Source organism: Bradyrhizobium cenepequi, assembly GCF_020329485.1.
Classification (GTDB): Bacteria; Pseudomonadota; Alphaproteobacteria; order Rhizobiales; family Xanthobacteraceae; genus Bradyrhizobium; species Bradyrhizobium cenepequi.
This window is the reverse complement of record NZ_JAGKJI010000001.1, coordinates 309,944-328,251: the sequence shown is the minus strand read 5'-3', so window position 1 is coordinate 328,251 and position 18,308 is coordinate 309,944. Positions and strand designations below refer to the sequence as shown.

Here is an 18,308-nt window from a genome sequence, read left to right as displayed (position 1 = left end):
CTACCGTCAATTGGGCGACTTGGCGGCGGGCGCGCTCCCGCCCTGCCCGCTCGCCTGGGTGCTAAGCGTGCCTGCCTGGTCGATCGTGGACTTGAAATAGGTCTCGCCGTCGCCGAGCGTCACGCGGCGCTGGCAAACCGGCATGCAGCTATAGGATTCCCGCTCGATGCCGCGATAGACGGTGACCAATTGATCGCTCGGTCCCCGGACCTGGATTTGGCGGTCGACCAGGATCTGGCCGTTGCGGTCCATCGCGATGAAATTGGTGGCGCCATAACCCTTGCCGGTGACGACGACGACGCCGCCGGTCTGCAGCGTCACATCGGCGATCATGGGATTGCCGACCACGATGGTGGCGATGCCACTTGGGAGCCTGACGAGCTTGGCCTGGTCAACATTGACCTCGATCCGATCAGGATCGGCGGCAGCGAAGCCGGCGGAAGGCCATGCCATGACGGCCGCTGCGAGAAGGCTGAAGGCGAGGCCTACCAACACACGGATACGCTCTGACTTGAACGACATACTCTACTCCGGGGCATCGACAGGCCGACAACCGCGATACGCAGTGGAAGCGGCGCCCGACAGTGCTAAACTGACAACAATTCATGAACGAAGTGCAAAAAGCGCGCGGGCAATTTCACGCGCATTCACTCCCAGAAGGAAACGAACGAATTGCACGATGGTCTCGCAAGCAAGTCCTGTGCAGTGAAGATCAGTCACGAGACGGCTCGGACGCGATCGCTGCGCTCCTGGCGCGGTGCTCCCGTATAAAGAAAGGGGCGATTCAATCGCGCCGAACCCAAAACATTTGGATTTTATTGATTGCCTTAAGCCCGCGTTGACTCTGCATCGGAACTGCCAAATTTGGGGCGATGTTTCTGCAATCGAATTAACTGCTGCGCAATTGTCGCACCCCTACGGTCGCGTGCATGGTCACGGTGCTGAGAACGCCGGGGTGACCAAACGTTAGTTCGACCAGCCACGTGCACACCAGGAGCAATCTATGAAGAGCCTCGTTTCGCGTTTCATTAAGGACGAATCCGGCGCGACCGCCATCGAATACGGCCTGATCGCCGCCCTCATTGCCGTCGTGATCATTGGCGTTCTTACGACCATCGGCACCAACCTCAACACCAAGTTGGAAGCAGTGCGCGACGGGCTGCAGTAATCGGCTCTCTCGGCCAGCAACAAAGGCCCCGGCAATCCGGGGCCTTTGTCTTATTCGTCGAGTTGGACGGCGACAGTATGCGTAGATCAACCGTTCCACGACTTACGGCTACAAAGACCTACTTTCGCACCGGTAACGTGAACAACGCACCCGCGCAGATCATCTGCGTCGCGTTGGTACTGGCGGTTGTCACGCTCGCCTGCCGCATTGCAGCAGTCTGGTGACGTACCCCACCTTCGCTGATTTTTCATCTCTCGCGGCTAGGTTCGAGGCGACCGCATCCTACCCGCACGGGCCGTGTAATCACATGATCCTCGACATTCTTCGCCTGCTGCTGTTTCCCGCACTGATGGCGTTCGCGGCCGCGAGCGACCTTGTCTCCATGACGATTTCCAACCGCGTGTCGCTGGCGCTGGTCGCGGGCTTTGTCGTGCTCGCGCTCGCGAGCGGCATGGGGCTCCACGAGGTGCTTTCGCATGCCGGTGCCGGCGCCGCCGTGCTCGCGGCCGGATTTGCCTGCTTTGCGTTCGGTTGGATTGGTGGTGGGGACGCCAAGGTTGCAGCCGGCGCAGCGCTCTGGTTCGGGTTCGACCATCTGCTGCCCTATCTTCTCTACGCGTCGCTGTTCGGCGGCGCGCTGACGCTACTCCTGCTCCAGTTTCGACGATGGCCGCTGCCCTATCCGCTGCTGGGCCAGGCCTGGCTGCTGCGGCTGCACGCCAGGGAGAGCGGCATCCCCTATGGCATCGCGCTCGCGCTTGGCGCTCTCGTGATCTATCCAGAGACCGAATGGATGAAGGCGGTCGACTTCGCGCATTTCGCAATGCGTTGAACGGGCTGAAGTAACTGCCCGTTAAGGCGATTTAGATACGCCTCATTAACCATGCTTTGACGAATAGCTGGTCAACTGCCGATCAAGCGGCGGGAACCGTCGCGTCGTCCTGTGGAAAGTGAAGCGTAATGAATACCGCCCGCATTGTGGTCCTGGCTATCGCCGGCTGTGCCGGCCTCGCGGCCCTGTATCTGGCGAGCGGCAGCAACGATAGGCCCGCTCCGACGAAACAGCCGGTGGCGCAACTGCCGACCATCGACATCCTCGTCGCGAAGTCCGACATCGGCCTCGGCCAGTCGGTCAAGCCCGAAGACCTGCAGTGGCAGACCTGGCCGGCATCGACGGCGAGCAGCGCCTTCATGCGGCGCGACGGCAAACCGGACGCCATGAAGGACGTCATCGGCTCGATCGCGCGCGCGCCGTTCATCGCGGGCGAGCCGATCCGCGAGCAGAAGCTGGTGAAAGCCGATGGCAGCGGCTTCATGGCGGCGATCCTGCCCTCCGGCATGCGCGCGATCTCGACCGAGATCTCGCCGGAGACCGCTGCCGGCGGCTTCATCCTGCCCAACGACCGGGTCGACGTCATCCTTTCCCGGCGCGAGAAGAATCCGGACGGCAACAGCGCCGATATCGTTAATTCCGAGATCATCCTGAGCAATGTCCGCGTGCTCGCCATCGATCAGGCGCCGAAGGAGAAGGACGGCACCAGTGCACTGATCGGCAAGACGGTGACGCTCGAGCTCAAGCCCGAGCAGGCGGAAACGCTGGCGCGGGCTCGCCAGAGCGGCACGCTGACGCTGGCGCTGCGCAGCATCGCCGACGTCAACATCGTCGAGGCCAACGCCGACAATCAGACGCGCCGGCGCGGACAGAGCATCAACGTCATCCGCTACGGCATCATCAGTCCGCAAACGGTACAGAAGTGAGGGAAAGGGCGCCGGGAATGAAGGGCTGGGGGAATCGATCGATGATGCGAGCCTTCGTCGTTCGCGCCCTGTCGTTTTCGGCCGCAGTTGCGTTCACGCTCAACCCGGCCCTGACGCCGGTGGTGGCGAGCGATTACCGAGCCGCGGCCCCGCCCGCGGCTGACGGCCAGGCCAATGCGCGCTTCCTGTCGCTCGGGGTCGGCAAATCGGTCGTGGTTGACCTGCCGCGCGACATCAAGGATGTGCTGGTGGCTGATCCCAAGATCGCCAATGCCGTGATCCGCTCGTCGCAGCGCGCCTATATCATCGGCGCCGCGGTCGGCCAGACCAACATCGTGTTCTTCGATTCCACGGGCGCGCAGATCGCCGCCTATGACATCGCGGTGAAGCGCGACCTCAACGGCGTGAGGGCCGCGCTGCGCCAGGCGCTGCCGAATGCCGACATCCAGATCGACGGCGTCGGCGACGGCGTGGTGCTGACCGGCACGGCCTCAAGCCCGATCGAGGCGCAGCAAGCCGGCGACCTCGCCGCGCGGCTCGCCGGCGGCGCCGAAAAGGTGGTCAATTCGATCGTGGTCCGCGGCCGCGACCAGGTGATGCTGAAGGTCACCGTCGCCGAGGTCGCCCGCAATATTATCAAGCAACTCGGCATCGACCTCACCGCCAACCTGAACTACGGCACGGCCGTGGTGAATTTCAGGAATACCAACCCCTTCACGGCCTATGGCCGCGCGCTGGTTCCCGACAACACAGCAACCACCGCGTTCGGCGCCACTCCGTCGGTGTCGGCGACGCTGCGCGCGATGGAAAGCGCGGGCGTGGTGCGGACGCTGGCCGAGCCGAACCTGACGGCGATTTCCGGCGAGTCGGCCACCTTCATCGCCGGCGGCGAATTCCCCATCCCCGCAGGGTACTCCTGCGACCCCGTCACCCATGTCTGTACCACGCAGATCCAGTTCAAGAAATTCGGCATCTCCTTGAACTTCACGCCTGTCGTGCTGACCGAAGGCCGCATCAGCCTGCGGGTGATGACCGAAGTGTCCGAACTGTCGAACGACAATTCGATCACGATCTCGCAATCCGTCACCGCCAATCAGGTGAACTCGCTGACCATTCCCTCGATCAAGACCCGCCGCGCGGAAACGACCCTCGAAATCCCGTCCGGTGGCGCGATGGCGATGGCCGGCCTGATCCAGGAGCAGACTAAGCACGCGATCAACGGCTTTCCGGGCCTCGCCCAACTGCCGATCCTCGGCACGCTGTTCCGCAGCCGCGACTTCGTCAACAACCAGACCGAGCTGATGGTGCTGGTGACCCCCTATGTGGTGCGAGCGGTGGCACAGAAGGACCTGTCGCGGCCGGATGACGGCTTTGCCAACGCCTCCGACCCGCAGGCTGATTTCCTCGGCAGCGTCAGCCGCATCTATGGCGTGCCGGGCCGTACCGAGCCGGCGCGAAATTACCGTGGCACTTACGGCTTCATTACCGACTGAGGCGGGACGATGACATCCAAGCTGACATTCAACCGATCCGCCGATCGCAACCGCGCCCTCGCTCGCCTCGGGGCGCTGATCGGCATTGCGGTGGCGCTCGGCGCCTGTCGGCACACGGATGACTCGCCGCTGGCTAGCTTTCCCGACGATTACCGCCTGCGCCACCCGATCGCAGTCCAGGAAGCCGATCGCTCGATCGTGGTGTTCGTCGGCCGCGGCCGCGGCGGCCTCACTGCGGAGCAGCGCGCCGACGTGATGGGGCTGGCGCAGACCTGGCTGCGCGAAGGTACCGGCGCGATCAGCATCGACACGCCGGTCGATACGCCGAATGCGCGCGCCGCCGCCGATTCGGCGCGCGAGATCCAGGCGACGTTCGCCGCCGCCGGCGTGCCGCCGCGTGCGGTCGCCGTTCGCCAATATCGCCCGGAGGATCCGCGCCATTTTGCGGCGATCCGGATCAACTATGCGCGGATCTCGGCGGTAGCCGGGCCCTGCGGTATTTGGCCGGAGGACCTCGGGCCATCAATCAACAACAAGAGCTATTTCGACAACAAGCCCTACTACAATTTCGGCTGCGCCAGCCAGCGCAACCTTGCCGCCATGGTCGACAACCCGAGCGACCTGGTCCAGCCACGCGCCGAGACGCCGCCTTACACCGAGCGACGTGACGTCGCCTTCGAGAAATACCGCAAGGGTGTCGCGACGACGACGACCTATCCCGAGGCCGACGTGGCCAAACTGAGCAATGTCGGCAAATGATCAGCTACGCGCGCCAGAACTCCGACGCCCAGCCTGACGTCTCGCCGCCAGCGGAAGAGCATATTGCGCCGGCGCCACGGGTATCGGTGCAGGCGTTCTGCGACACGGTGGAGACCGCAGCCGCGGTGCAGTCGGCCGGCGAGGACCGCAGGCTCGGCAAGGCGCATTTGAAGATCCAGATGGGCGGCATGGCCGCCGCCATCGAGGCCTACCGCTCGGCGCCAACGCCAAACGTCATCATCCTGGAGACCGGGACCAATGGCGACATCCTCGGTGGTCTCGACCAACTCGCCACGGTCTGCGACGCCGGCACCAGGGTGATCGTGATCGGCCGCCTCAACGACGTCGCACTCTATCGTGAACTGGTGCGCCGCGGCGTCAGCGACTACCTGATCGCGCCGATCGTCACCATCGACGTGGTGCGCTCGGTCTGCAACCTGTTTTCGGCGCCCGAGGCCAAGGCGGTCGGACGCATCCTTGCCGTGGTCGGCGCCAAAGGCGGCGTCGGAGCGTCCACCGTGGCGCACAATGTTGCCTGGGCGATCGCGCGCGACCTGGCGCTGGATTCCGTCGTCGCCGATCTCGACCTCGCCTTCGGCACCGCCGGCCTCGACTACAACCAGGATCCGCCGCAGGGGATCGCCGAGGCCGTGTTCTCGCCCGACCGTGTCGATACCGCCTTCATCGACCGGCTGCTGTCGAAATGCACCGATCACTTGAGCCTGCTCGCGGCGCCGGCCACACTCGACCGCGTCTATGACTTCGGCACCGAGGCCTTCGATGCGATCTTCGACACGCTTCGCGCGACCATGCCCTGCACCGTGCTCGATGTCCCCCATCAATGGTCGGGCTGGACCAAGCGGGCCCTGATCGCCGCCGACGACATCCTGGTGGTCGCGGTCCCCGACCTTGCCAACCTGCGCAACACCAAGAACCTGGTCGACCTCCTGAAGGCCTCGCGGCCGAACGACCGCGCGCCGCTCTATTGCCTCAACCAGGTCGGCGTACCGAAGCGTCCCGAGATCAACACCGTCGAGTTCGCCAAGGCGATCGAGGCCGAGCCGATCGCAGCTATACCGTTCGATCCGCAGATCTTCGGCTCGGCTGCGAACAACGGCCAGATGATCGCGGAGATCTCCGCCAATCATCGAACCATCGAGATGTTCCTGCAGATCGCGCAGCGGCTAACCGGCCGCGGCGAGACCAAAAAACCCAAGGGGTCGTTCCTGTCGCCCCTGCTGGAGAAGCTGCGGGCGAAATAGCCGGCCTGGAGTAGAGTCGTGTTTGGTAAGCGTAGCGCAAATGACAGTGAAATGCGGGGACTGGGGCCCGCCGTTCACGCGACGGAGCCTTCGGCCGCAGCCGCGCCGGCGCGCGAGACGGCGGCTCCGACCATGCCTTCGCCACCGATCGCCCCGCCCAAGCCGCCGCCCGCACCGACCGTCGACACGCGCCGGTCCGACACTTACTACCAGGTCAAGGCAACCATCTTCGGCGCACTGATCGAGGCGATCGATCTGGCCCAGCTCGCCAAGCTCGACGGCGATTCTGCGCGCGAGGAAATCCGCGACATCGTCAACGAGATCATCGCGATCAAGAACATCGTGATGTCGATCGCCGAGCAGGAAGACCTGCTCGACGACATCTGCAACGACGTGCTCGGCTACGGCCCGCTTGAGCCATTGCTGTCGCGCGATGACATCGCCGACATCATGGTCAACGGCGCTGGTACGGTTTACATCGAAGTCGGCGGCAAGATCCAGCGTACGGGTATCCGATTCCGCGACAACCAGCAGCTTCTCAACATCTGCCAGCGCATCGTCAGCCAGGTCGGCCGTCGCGTCGACGAATCTTCGCCGATCTGCGACGCCCGCCTCGCCGACGGCTCGCGCGTCAACGCCATCGTGCCGCCGCTCGCGATCGACGGCCCCGCGCTCACCATCCGCAAATTCAAGAAGGACAAGCTGACGCTGGAGCAGCTCGTCAAGTTCGGCGCGATCTCGCCCGAAGGCGCGAGTATCCTGCAGATCATCGGTCGCGTCCGCTGCAACGTCTTGATCTCCGGCGGTACCGGTTCGGGCAAGACCACCCTCCTGAACTGCCTGACCAACTACATCGAACACGACGAGCGCATCATCACTTGCGAGGACGCCGCCGAGCTGCAGCTACAACAGCCGCATGTGGTCCGGCTGGAAACCAGACCGCCCAACATCGAAGGCGAAGGCCAAGTCACCATGCGCGAGCTGGTGCGCAACTGCCTGCGTATGCGCCCCGAGCGCATCATCGTCGGCGAAGTCCGCGGACCCGAGGCCTTCGACCTGTTGCAGGCGATGAACACCGGCCATGACGGCTCGATGGGCACGCTGCACGCCAACAACCCGCGCGAGGCGCTGTCGCGCTGCGAATCCATGATCACGATGGGTGGCTTCTCGCTGCCCTCGCGCACCATCCGAGAGATGATCTGCGCCTCGATCGACGTCATTATCCAGGCTGCGCGCCTGCGCGACGGCTCCCGCCGCATCACCCACATCACCGAGGTGATGGGCATGGAAGGCGACACCATCATCACCCAGGACGTCTTTCTCTACGACATCCTCGGCGAAGACGCCAACGGCAGGATCATCGGCCGGCATCGCTCGACCGGCATCGGCCGGCCAAAATTCTGGGAGCGTGCACGCTACTATAACGAGGAGCAGCGCCTCGCCGCCGCGCTCGATGCCGCCGAAGCGCCGCCGCCGGCGTGAGGAGACGATGATGAACCTACAATCACTCGCCCTCGCCTTCCTCGCCGCAACCGCCGTCGGCGGCCTCGGCTGGGTCTTCCTCTATCCTTTGCTGTCGGGGGAGAAGCAGGCGGAAGCGCGCCGCGCCTCCGTCGCCCGCTCCGAACCCACAACCGCACGACAGACCGAACGGACCCAGCGCTCGCGCCGCGAGCAGGTCGAAGGAAGCTTGCGTGAGCTGGAAGCGCGCCGGCAGAAGGAGGCGAAGCTCTCGCTGGCCAAGCGTCTGGCCCAGGCCGGTCTCGACTGGACGCCCCAGAAGTTCTGGATCATTTCGGGTATCTTTGCGGCTGTCGCCTTCGCGCTCACCTACATGGCTGGCGGCGGGCTGTTGGGCATGGTGGGCCTTACTTTCGCAGCGGGCTTCGGACTGCCGCGCTGGCTGCTCGGATTCCTGAAAAAGCGCCGCGAGGCGGCTTTCCTGAAGGCACTCCCCGACGCCGTCGACGTCATCGTGCGCGGCATTAAGGCCGGCCTGCCACTGTTTGAATCGCTCAAGGTGGTCGCCAGCGACTCGCCCGAGCCACTCAAGAGCGAGTTCATGGCCATTATCGAGACCCAGACGATCGGCATGCCGCTCGGCGAGGCCTGCGCACGGCTCTATGAGAGCATGCCGGTGCCGGAAGCGAACTTCTTCGGCATCGTGATCTCGATTCAGCAGAAATCCGGCGGCAATCTCTCGGAGGCGCTTGGCAACCTCTCCAGGGTGCTGCGCGACCGCAAAAAGATGAAAGAGAAGATCAAGGCGATGTCGATGGAAGCCAAGGCTTCGGCAGGCATCATCGGCGCGCTGCCCCCGACCATCATGATACTCGTCTATATCACAACGCCCGAATACATCTCCCTGCTGTGGACCCATCCGACCGGCCAGCTGATGCTGGTCGCTTGCGTGGTCTGGATGAGCATCGGCATCTTCGTGATGAAGAAGATGATCAGTTTCGATTTCTGACGGATGAAGCATGATTGATCTTCTGGCCGACAAACTCCACGACGTCAGGTTCATGACCATGCTGCTCGCGGCTATCGCCGTGAGCGCAACCTGCTATTCGCTGATCATGCCGCTGTTCGCCGGCGAGAACCTGCAGAAGCGGATGAAGGCGGTGGCGAGCGAACGCGAGCGCATCCGCCAGCGCGAGCGCGAGCGGCTGGCCAAATCGGAGAAGGCTTCGCTGCGGCAGGCGCCGAAGCAGATTGTCTCCAAGGTCGTGGAAGACTTCAACCTGAGCAAATGGGTGGCGCAGGAGAGCGCTCGCGACAAGCTCATCATGGCGGGATATCGCGGCAACGCTCCCTATATCACCTTTCTGTTCTTCCGCGCTCTGACGCCGATCGTCATGCTGATCGGCGCCGCGCTCTATGTTTTCGTGGTTGCGCAACTGCAAATATCGATGCTGATGAAGATCGGTATCTGCATCGGCGCGGCGTATATCGGACTGCAGGCGCCCATGCTGTTCCTGAAGAACGCCATCACCAAGCGTCAGCTTTCGATCAGGCGCGCCTTCCCCGATGCGCTCGACCTGCTCTTGATCTGCGTCGAATCCGGCATGTCGGCCGAGGTCGCTTTCAGGAAGGTCGCGACCGAGATCGTCGGGCAATCGGTGGCGCTATCCGAGGAATTCACGCTCACCACGGCGGAGCTCTCCTACCTGCAGGACCGCAAGACGGCTTATGAAAATCTCGCCACCCGCACCGGGCTCGAGAGCGTGAAGTCGGTCTGCCTGGCGCTGCAGCAGTCCGAACGCTATGGCACGCCGCTCGGCCAGAGCTTGCGCGTGATGGCGCAGGAAAACCGCGACATGCGCATGTCCGAGGCCGAGAAGAAAGCCGCCGCGCTGCCGCCGAAACTGACAGTGCCGATGATCCTGTTCTTCCTGCCCTGCCTCTTCATCGTTATTCTCGGTCCGAGCTATATCAGGATCACTGAGCTGCACTGAGCCGGATGTGCCCGCCCGACGCGGGATCTTGACCAACAACGCTCGGGACGGATCAGTCGTCGCGCGCGACGACCGGCACTGGTTTCGCTGCCGCGGTCCGCGGATTATCGCGGCCCTTCAGCATGTCGCGGAGGTAGGCGACGTTGGCGGCGGCTTCGTCGGCTGGCAGGTCGGCCTTGACGATGTTCTCGGCTTCCGCGAACCGGCCCTGCAGGCCGACCACCAGGGCAAGGTTCTGTCGCACCCGCGTGTCGGCACGGCCGCTGGCATAGGCGCGGCGCAGGCTCTCTTCGGCCTTGGGCAGATCGCGGCTTAGCATGTAGGACAGTCCGAGATTGGACAGTACCGACGGCTCGTCCGGAGCGATACGCAGCGCGCTCGCATAATAGCGGCGCGCCTCCTCGTGGCGGCCAAGCCGGTCGAGCGCGGTTCCTTGCACCGAGAGGATGCGCCAATCTGGATTGTCGGGCGAGTGCGCGCGGCTCAGCACGTCGAACGCTGCCTGCGCATTGCCGTTGTCGGCAAGCGCCCGGCCGTAGGCCGCGAGCAGCAGACGGTTGCCGGGATTGGCGATCGTGGCCTGCTCCAGCATCGCGACCGCCTGCGCCCGCTGTCCAGTCGTACGCAGCGCCTGCCCGTAGCCGATCGCGGCCTCAACATCCTTCGGGTTGGCGCGATAGCGCTCGCCATAGAATTCGACGGCACGGCGTGGATCATCCGGCGCGGCTGCGGCGGTCTTCGTCCGTGTCGTCAGCGAGCCCGCGACATCGGAGAGTGTCTGGCAGCCACCAAGACCTGCCGCCAGCAGCGCCGAAAGGGCCGCCGCCGCGAGAGCGCGGGCAAGACTGGACTGTCGACGCATGGCGCTTTAACTCACGATTTCAGGCGAAAAGATTGAGCCGAATGTGCCAGCAATAGACTGTTAACCCTAACGTCTGGTTAATTGGGCAGCGCCCCTGCCATTTGATGAGAGCAGCATGCCATCCATCTTCGAAACCGCATCCGCGTCAAACGCCATTCCCATCACCTTCGTCACCAAATCGAATTGGGAGCAGATCCGCGAGATGCTTCCCGCCCATGCGCGGCAGTTCGCCCAGGCCAATGGCTTTGCGGCCAAGCCCGGCAAATATCTGGCGCTGCCGGCGCCGGACGGTTCGCTCGCACAGGTGCTGTTCGGACTTGAGGATGAGGCAAGCCGGTCGCGCGATCCGTTCCGGCCGGGTAGCCTGCCTGGGTTGCTGCCGCCAGGCGTCTACCGCTTCGCCAATGCGCCGCACGATACGCGGCTCGCCGCGCTCGCCTTTGCGCTTGGCAGCTACCGCTTCGCCCGCTATCGCAAGGCCGACGTGCCCGACGTGCGACTGGTGCCGCCGGATGGCATCGATGCACCCGACATCTCGCGCACGGCGGAAGCCGCATGCCTGGCGCGCGACCTCATCAACACCCCCTCGAACGACATGGGGCCACAGGAGCTGGCGCAGGCGGCAGAGCAGATCGCGTCCCGGTTCGGCGCCGCGTTCAACTGCATCACGGGCGACGAGCTCGTGCGACAGAATTTTCCGCTGATCCATGCTGTCGGCATGGCGTCACCCCGCGCGCCGCGGCTGATCGATCTCACCTGGGGTAACCCCGATCACCCCAAGGTGACGCTGGTCGGCAAGGGCGTCTGCTTCGACACCGGCGGGCTCGACCTAAAACCATCGAGCGGCATGCTCATCATGAAGAAGGACATGGGCGGCGCCGCCAATGTGCTTGCGCTGGCGCAGATGGTGATGGACGCGAAGCTCAAGATGCGGCTGCGCGTGCTGATCCCCGCGGTCGAGAACGCGGTGGCGGGCAACGCCTTCCGCCCGCTCGACATCTTCACCTCTCGTAAGGGGCTGACGGTCGAGATCGGCAACACCGATGCCGAAGGACGGCTGGTCCTCGCCGACGCATTGGCGTTCGCCGACGAGGAGAAGCCGGATCTCCTGGTCGACCTGGGCACGCTGACGGGCGCCGCGCGCGTGGCGCTGGGGCCGGACCTGCCGCCCTTTTATACGCAGGATGACACGCTGGCCGCCGAAGTTGCGGCTCACGCCAAGGCGGAGCACGATCCGTTGTGGCGCATGCCGCTATGGCCCGCCTACGATGCCTGGATGGACTCGAAGACCGCGGACATCACCAACGCGCCGTCGGGCACGTTCGCCGGTTCGATCACCTGCGCGCTGTTCCTGCAGCGCTTTGTCGAGCACGCCAAACGCTGGCTGCATGTCGATATCTATGGCTGGACTCCCAGCGCGAAACCGGCGCGGCCCGAAGGCGGCGAATGCCAGGCGGCGCGCGCGATCTACAAACTGTTGAGCCAGCGCTATGGATGATCCGCGCCTGACGCCTACGCGGGGCGATATCGCCGCGAAATATCTCGAAGGCAAGGTGAGCGCAGAGCGGTTCGTTGCCGGCGAGGAATTCGAGGTCGCGCACGCTCTCGCACCGCTTTGGGGAGCGCCGCGCTCCGACGCCACGCTGCTGACGCAGGCCCTGAAGGGCGAGCGCGTCACCATCTATGACCGCACCAGCGAGGGGTTCGCCTGGGGCCAGCTCAATGGCGACGGCTATGTCGGCTGGCTGCCCGACGCCGCGCTGACAAAGCCTTCCGCCGCGCCAACCCACAAGGTGACGGCGCTGCGGACCTTCGCCTTTCCCGGCCCCTCGATCAAGCTGCCGCCGGTCGAGACGCTGCCACTCGGCGCCAGGCTGAACCTCGCGCGCGAGGACGGCGGGTTTGCGGTGACGCGCGAAGGCTGGCATTTGCCGCGCCGCCACGTCGGCGGCATCGACGCGATCGAGACCGATTTCGTGGCTGTTGCTGAACGTTTCGTCGGCACGCCCTATCTCTGGGGCGGCAAAAGCAGCCTTGGCATCGATTGCTCAGGCCTGGTGCAGGTCGCGCTGACCGCCGCCGGCACCGGCTGTCCGCGCGACAGCGATATGCAGCAGCAGGGTCTCGGGCGCGAGCTGAGCGCGGCAGAAACAAAGAAGCTGCAGCGAGGCGACCTGATCTTCTGGAAGGGCCATGTCGCCATCGTGCGCGACGCGGCAACGATGGTGCACGCCAACGCGCATCACATGGCAACCGTGATCGAGAACACCGCTGAGGCCATCGCACGCATCAAGGCGGCCGGCAGCGACATCCTCGCGATCAAGCGGCTTTAGGTCTTCAGTTGCTCGATGGCGTCGAGCAGCACCCGTTCGCAGTCGGCACGCGTTCTTGAACTAACTGACCCAGAATCCAGGCACGGCCGGCTCGAGGCGTCCACCGGCGCGTACGGGCGCAATACGCAGCGCGAGGCCGGTGGCGTCGTCGGTCTCGATCGCGACGCCGCTCAGCGTTGCTTCGCCGGAGGCCGGCTCGAAACGGCCGGAGGGGATGCCGGTCTGGAAGCGCTGCAGCGGCTCTTCCTTCTGCATGCCAATGATGGAATCGTAGTCGCCGGTCATGCCGGCGTCAGTCATATAGGCGGTGCCGCCGGGCAGCACCTGGTGATCGGCGGTGGGCACATGGGTGTGGGTACCGATCACGAGGCTGACGCGACCATCGCAAAAGAAGCCCATGCCCTGCTTCTCGGAGGTGGCCTCGCCGTGGAAATCCACCACGATCGCATCCGCCGCCTGCCGCAACGGACAGGCCTCGAGCTCGCGCTCGACCGCGGCGAACGGATCGTTGGATGGCTCCATGAAGACGCGGCCGATCGCGTTGAGGACGAGCGCACGCCTGCCGTTCTTGGTGTCGACGAGCGTGGCGCCGCGGCCCGGCGCGTGGCGCGGAAAGTTGAGCGGGCGGATCAACCGCGGCGCGCGCTCGATGAACACCAGCGCTTCCTTCTGATTCCACGCATGGTTGCCGAGCGTGATCGCGTCGGCCCCGGCATCCAGGAATTCCTGGTAGATCGCCTCGGTGATGCCGAAGCCGCCGGCGGCATTCTCGCCATTGACGATGACGAGATCGAGCGACCAGTCACGGATCATGCGGGGAAGATGCTCTGAGATGGCGGTGCGGCCGGTCCTGCCGACGACATCACCGACGAAGAGGATACGCAAATCAGGCTACTCCCGGAAATCGAACGTCTTACGCTCGGTTAGCACATAATCAAGCGCGACGTCGTGCGACAAAGCCGGAACCGCCTTGATTTCCTGCGCCGCGAAGGCAAGCCCGATGCCGATCACGTGCTTGGCCTTGCGCAAATGGGTCAAGGTGAAGTCGTAATAGCCGGCACCATAGCCGATCCGGTGACCGACCCGGTCGAAGGCCGCGAGCGGCACCAGCATGATGTCGGGGATCAACTCGGCGGCGGCCGGCGATGGCTCGGGAATGCCGAGCGCGCCAAGCGTCAGCCGATCGCCCTTGGCGAAGGCGCGGAAGACCAGGGAGTGGCCGCGCGCAGTGACCGCCGGCAGTGCAAGCTGCGCGCCCCGCGCCGCAAGCTCGAGCATCAGCGGCATCGGATCGATCTCGCTGCGGATCGGGGAATAGCCGGAGACGATTCTGCCGCGCGCGATCTCGAACGGCAGGCCGCGCTTGGCGATCTTCGCTGCGGCAGCAGTGCGCTCCTCCTCGCTCAGCGCATCACGTCGGGTGAGCGCGGCGCTGCGAAGCTCAGCCTTCGGAGAGATGGCGCGCATGCGATTACCCCTGTTGCGCTGTCATCATCCGCGCAAGCGGATGATCCAGTATTGCAGAGACAGTTGTACTTTGACGGCGAGGCCGCGGCGTACTGGATACCCCCGCCGGAGCCTGTCATCGGGCGGCCATTCGGCCGACCCGTTGGCGGGGTATGATATCGATACACAAACTTAACCGCCGCAGCACGACGGCAGGCAACAAAACCAGAGCGCGAAGCCGCAGAGGCCGTTGAAGCGTTCGATCCCGGAGTTCCCTACGAAAGTAGGTGGGCACCATATGTCCGGGTCCACGGACCCGGCCAGGGACAGTTCCCTAAAGGATCGATAAGGCCCCGGGGATATATAGCTCCTGACGCGCAACGCAGCTTCGCGAGGAGTAATGTAGCGATGAGCGCAGGGTTTCGCCAGCGGGAATGGAAAACCTCCGTCGTCACCCTCCCCTGAAAGGGGAGGGTGACGCGAATGAAATGAGCGGCGGGGAGGGGTCAGGTCTCTCCACCAGCGACACTGCCCGAGTGGAGAGAGTTGACCCCTCCCCGATTCGCATTCCGCTTCGCTGCATGCGAACCGATCCTCCCCTTTCAGGAGAGGGTGAAATAGCGAGTCAACCGATCGCGATGCCACCACCGATGGTGCGGTTGAGCACCTGCGTGGTCTTTTCGATCCGCTCGGCGGCGGCGTTGAGTGCGTTCGAGATCGCGACTTGCGTGGCGCGGGCGCGATCGACCGCGGCGGCTCCGGAGTTGCGCAAAGCTTCAATCTCTTCCTCCAGGCTGCGGATGCGTGCACCGGCGTCGACCAGTTCATCGCAGGCAGTAAGCGCGGCCATCACGGTGAGGCGCGCATCGCCGATCTCGCCGAACTTGCCGCGCAGCGATTCAATGCGCGATTCAAGGTTCTCAGCGAGCTTCAAAAGACGAACCTCCTGCCCCTCTTCGCACGCCATCCGGTATTGCCGGCCGTTGATGGTGACGTTGATGTGGCTCATCACGTGTCCTCCCCGGCATCGAGCACGGCGCGGATGGTGCCGATCGCAGTACCCAGCTTCTCAGCAATCTCGCGATTGGTGCGCTCGAGCTTGCGCGTCTTCACCAGCGAGTTATCGAGCTCATCTGCAAGTCGCGAGCGGTCGGCGCCGAGCGCCTGGATTCGGCTCGCCAGTTCGTTCTCGTCGCGGTCAGCCTCGCGCCGCCGCTCGACGGCGCTTTCCAGCGCATCCAGCGCCGCCATCAGCCGCCTCGTGGCGGCATCGACGTCGGCGATAGCGGGTTCGGCATTGGCAGCCGCGTTGGTGGAACGATCGCTCATACGAGACAAAGTGGACCCTCGATGGCGTGGCCGTTCCGCGAATCCTCACGGTTCGGCAAGCGCTTAGGCGGCGAAATTTACGTGGTGAGCGAGGCCGGCGCAACGTCGCCGGTAAACTATGCACCGATAGATGGAGCCACACAGGCCGCCGCTCCTGTCGGTTTACCCAGGCCCGCCCTTTCGGGAAACCGGCGCCCGCGCCGGTTCATGCCCCCTTCGGCAGACCCCGCCGAGCGCAACTTTTGCCCCCGAAAGCACGTTTCCTTGCCTTGAACCTCCCTTGGACTTCCGGAATTGAGGTGCTATCCAGCCCTCTCTTTCGTGCCTACCACCCGCATATGGCGGCCCTCCGGGCGGCGCATGCAAGCCAAGCCTCTCATTTCGGACGGATTTTCATCATGACGCAGGTCGATCACACCCGTATGGCCAACGCCATTCGTGGCCTCGCAATGGATGCGGTCGAGAAGGCGAAATCCGGCCATCCTGGCCTGCCGATGGGCGCGGCCGACGTCGCGACCGTCCTGTTTACACAGTTTCTGAAATTCGATGCGGCCGACCCCGCCTGGCCGGACCGCGACCGGTTCGTGCTCTCCGCCGGTCACGGCTCGATGCTGCTCTATTCGCTGTTGTACCTCACCGGCAACAAGGACATGACGCTCGACCACCTCAAGCACTTCCGTCAATTGGGCTCGCTGACGCCGGGGCATCCCGAAAACTTCCACACCAAGGGCATCGAGACCACGACCGGCCCGCTGGGCCAGGGCATCTCGACCGCGGTCGGCATGGCGGTGGCGGAGAAGATGCTATCCGCGGAGTTCGGCAAGAAGATCGTCAGCCACCACACCTATGTGCTCGCCTCGGACGGCGACCTGATGGAAGGCGTGTCACAGGAAGCGATCGCGCTCGCCGGTCACTGGCGGCTCAACAAGCTGATCGTGCTCTACGACGACAACGGCATCTCGATCGACGGTCCGACATCGCTTGCGGATTCCGTCGACCAGGTGAAGCGATTCAAGTCAGCCGGCTGGGCCGCCGAGCACATCAACGGCCAGGATCAGAAAGCGATCGCGGATGCGATCGCGCGCGCGCAGAAATCGAGCAAGCCGACGCTGATCGCCTGCAAGACCACGATCGGCTACGGCGCGCCGACGAAAGCCGGCACCGCCAAGGTGCACGGCGAAGCGCTCGGTGCGGACGAGCTGAAAGGTGCCAAGGAAAAGCTTGGCATCTCGCTCGAGCCGTTCTCAGTGCCGGATGACGTGCTGAAGGCCTGGCGCGAAGCCGGCGCGCGGGGCGCTGCGGAGCGTCAGCAATGGGAAGCGCGCTTCGCCGAGCTCGGCAGCCGCAAGCGCGCGGAATTCGAGCGCCGGATACGGCACGAACGGCCGGCGTCGCTCGCAAAGGCGCTGAAGGGGCACAAGAAGGCGCTGCTCGAAACCCCGCTCAACGTCGCGACCCGCAAGTCGTCGGAGGCCGCGATCGAGGTGATCGCGGCTGCGATGCCGATGGAGTTTCTGGCCGGATCGGCCGACCTCACCGGCTCCAACAACAACAAGGCGAAGTCGGCGACCAACTTCTCCGCCAAGACGCCGAAGGGCCGCTTCATCCATTACGGCATCCGCGAGCACGGCATGGCGGCTGCGATGAACGGCATCTTCCTCCATGGCGGCTTTGCGCCGAACGGCGCCACGTTCCTGGTGTTCACCGACTATGCGCGGCCGGCGATGCGGCTCGCGGCGCTGATGGGCACCGGCGTCGTCTATGTCATGACCCATGACTCAATCGGGCTCGGCGAAGACGGCCCGACGCACCAGCCGGTCGAGCACCTCGCCGCGCTACGCGCCATTCCCAACATGCGCGTGTTCCGTCCCTGCGATGCCATTGAGGTTGCAGAATGCTGGGAGCTGGCGCTGAACCGGATCGACGGTCCGACGGTGCTGGCGCTGACGCGGCAGAACGTGCCCCAGCTTCGGACCACCGCGCCTGCCGACAATCCGTGCAGCCACGGCGCTTATGAACTGGTCTCGGCGCAAGGTGACGCAAAAGTGTCACTCTTCGCGTCCGGTTCCGAGGTCGAGATCGCCGTCGACGCGCAGAAACAGCTTGCAGAACGCGGCATCCCGTCGCGGGTGGTGTCGGTGCCCTCGCTCGAATTGTTGCTGGCGCAGCCGGAAGACCGGAAAAAGGCCATCATCGGCAATGCGCCGGTCAAGATCGCGATCGAGGCGGCCGTGCGCTGGGGTTGGGATGCCGTGATTGGCCAGGAGGGCGAATTCATCGGCATGCACGGTTTCGGCGCCAGCGCGCCAGTGAAGGACCTTTTCAAGCACTTCGGAATTACCGCCGAGGCCGCCGTTCACGCTGCCCTGAAGCGCGTTGGCTAGCGGTTGAGCTTGCCCCGAAAAAGGACTAGGTAACCTCTATCTAATCCGTCCTCGTCCGG

At 64.5% G+C, this 18,308-nt stretch carries 18 protein-coding genes and 1 other RNA gene; 12 read left to right on the top strand and 7 right to left on the bottom strand.

The annotated features are described in order from the left end of the window. Positions 1-6 precede the first annotated feature (6 nt). Positions 7-522: a pilus assembly protein N-terminal domain-containing protein gene (locus J6497_RS01620; RefSeq protein ID WP_225702469.1), complete on the bottom strand. Its 516-nt coding sequence runs from the start codon at positions 520-522 to the stop codon at positions 7-9. A gap of 481 nt (positions 523-1,003) precedes the next feature. On the opposite strand from J6497_RS01620, the gene J6497_RS01615 reads away from it, so the two are divergent. The 9 genes from J6497_RS01615 (at position 1,004) to J6497_RS01575 (ending at position 9,895) form a co-directional block, all read left to right on the top strand. Beyond that, positions 1,004-1,168 (top strand): Flp family type IVb pilin, encoded by a 165-nt coding sequence (locus tag J6497_RS01615; protein WP_225702468.1) that lies wholly within the window; start codon positions 1,004-1,006, stop codon positions 1,166-1,168. Positions 1,169-1,475: 307 nt separating this feature from the next. Next, positions 1,476-2,000, top strand: a complete 525-nt coding sequence (locus J6497_RS01610) for an A24 family peptidase (protein ID WP_225702467.1) — start codon at positions 1,476-1,478, stop codon at positions 1,998-2,000. Between the two features lie 128 nt (positions 2,001-2,128). Continuing rightward, a complete protein-coding gene (gene cpaB / locus J6497_RS01605) occupies positions 2,129-2,926 on the top strand; it encodes a Flp pilus assembly protein CpaB (RefSeq protein ID WP_225702466.1) in 798 nt (265 codons plus the stop codon). A 41-nt stretch (positions 2,927-2,967) separates the two neighbouring features. Next, positions 2,968-4,419 carry a type II and III secretion system protein family protein gene (locus J6497_RS01600; protein WP_376708147.1) on the top strand — a complete coding sequence of 484 codons (1,452 nt, stop codon included), beginning with the start codon at positions 2,968-2,970 and terminating at the stop codon, positions 4,417-4,419. Between the two features lie 9 nt (positions 4,420-4,428). Further along, positions 4,429-5,178: a CpaD family pilus assembly protein gene (locus J6497_RS01595; RefSeq protein WP_225702464.1), complete on the top strand. Its 750-nt coding sequence runs from the start codon at positions 4,429-4,431 to the stop codon at positions 5,176-5,178. Continuing rightward, positions 5,175-6,440, top strand: coding sequence for a CpaE/TadZ family protein (locus tag J6497_RS01590; RefSeq protein ID WP_225702463.1), 1,266 nt, complete (start codon positions 5,175-5,177; stop codon positions 6,438-6,440). The genes J6497_RS01595 and J6497_RS01590 overlap by 4 nt, the downstream gene beginning before the upstream one ends. A gap of 18 nt (positions 6,441-6,458) precedes the next feature. Beyond that, positions 6,459-7,922: a TadA family conjugal transfer-associated ATPase gene (locus J6497_RS01585; protein ID WP_225702462.1), complete on the top strand. Its 1,464-nt coding sequence runs from the start codon at positions 6,459-6,461 to the stop codon at positions 7,920-7,922. Between the two features lie 10 nt (positions 7,923-7,932). After that, entirely contained in the window at positions 7,933-8,910 is a 978-nt protein-coding gene (locus tag J6497_RS01580; RefSeq protein ID WP_225702461.1) for a type II secretion system F family protein, read from the top strand. 10 nt (positions 8,911-8,920) lie between these two features. Continuing rightward, positions 8,921-9,895 carry a type II secretion system F family protein gene (locus J6497_RS01575; protein ID WP_225702460.1) on the top strand — a complete coding sequence of 325 codons (975 nt, stop codon included), beginning with the start codon at positions 8,921-8,923 and terminating at the stop codon, positions 9,893-9,895. Between the two features lie 52 nt (positions 9,896-9,947). On the opposite strand, the gene J6497_RS01570 is transcribed toward J6497_RS01575, so the two are convergent. Continuing rightward, positions 9,948-10,757 (bottom strand): tetratricopeptide repeat protein, encoded by an 810-nt coding sequence (locus J6497_RS01570; RefSeq protein WP_225702459.1) that lies wholly within the window; start codon positions 10,755-10,757, stop codon positions 9,948-9,950. 115 nt (positions 10,758-10,872) lie between these two features. Between J6497_RS01570 and J6497_RS01565 the strand changes: the two genes are divergently transcribed. Further along, positions 10,873-12,255: a leucyl aminopeptidase family protein gene (locus J6497_RS01565; protein ID WP_225702458.1), complete on the top strand. Its 1,383-nt coding sequence runs from the start codon at positions 10,873-10,875 to the stop codon at positions 12,253-12,255. Next, complete coding sequence (locus J6497_RS01560; RefSeq protein WP_225702457.1) at positions 12,248-13,090, top strand: C40 family peptidase; 843 nt, start codon at positions 12,248-12,250, stop codon at positions 13,088-13,090. The genes J6497_RS01565 and J6497_RS01560 overlap by 8 nt, the downstream gene beginning before the upstream one ends. A 60-nt stretch (positions 13,091-13,150) precedes the next feature. Here J6497_RS01560 and J6497_RS01555 read toward each other — a convergent pair whose 3' ends face one another. The 5 genes from J6497_RS01555 to J6497_RS01535 all read right to left on the bottom strand — a co-directional run bounded on the left by J6497_RS01555 (position 13,151) and on the right by J6497_RS01535 (position 15,865). Then, complete coding sequence (locus J6497_RS01555; RefSeq protein ID WP_225702456.1) at positions 13,151-13,975, bottom strand: TIGR00282 family metallophosphoesterase; 825 nt, start codon at positions 13,973-13,975, stop codon at positions 13,151-13,153. A gap of 6 nt (positions 13,976-13,981) precedes the next feature. Beyond that, a complete protein-coding gene (locus J6497_RS01550; protein ID WP_225702455.1) occupies positions 13,982-14,557 on the bottom strand; it encodes a 5-formyltetrahydrofolate cyclo-ligase in 576 nt (191 codons plus the stop codon). Between the two features lie 210 nt (positions 14,558-14,767). Further along, positions 14,768-14,928, bottom strand: a non-coding RNA gene (gene ssrS / locus J6497_RS01545) — 6S RNA. 233 nt (positions 14,929-15,161) lie between these two features. Then, complete coding sequence (locus tag J6497_RS01540; protein WP_225702454.1) at positions 15,162-15,545, bottom strand: cell division protein ZapA; 384 nt, start codon at positions 15,543-15,545, stop codon at positions 15,162-15,164. Beyond that, positions 15,545-15,865: a DUF4164 domain-containing protein gene (locus J6497_RS01535; RefSeq protein ID WP_225702453.1), complete on the bottom strand. Its 321-nt coding sequence runs from the start codon at positions 15,863-15,865 to the stop codon at positions 15,545-15,547. Before J6497_RS01535 ends, J6497_RS01540 begins: the two co-directional genes overlap by 1 nt. A gap of 398 nt (positions 15,866-16,263) precedes the next feature. Here J6497_RS01535 and tkt point away from each other — a divergent pair, with 398 nt between their 5' ends. After that, positions 16,264-18,249, top strand: coding sequence for a transketolase (gene tkt, locus J6497_RS01530; RefSeq protein ID WP_225702452.1), 1,986 nt, complete (start codon positions 16,264-16,266; stop codon positions 18,247-18,249). The last annotated feature ends 59 nt before the right edge of the window (positions 18,250-18,308 follow it).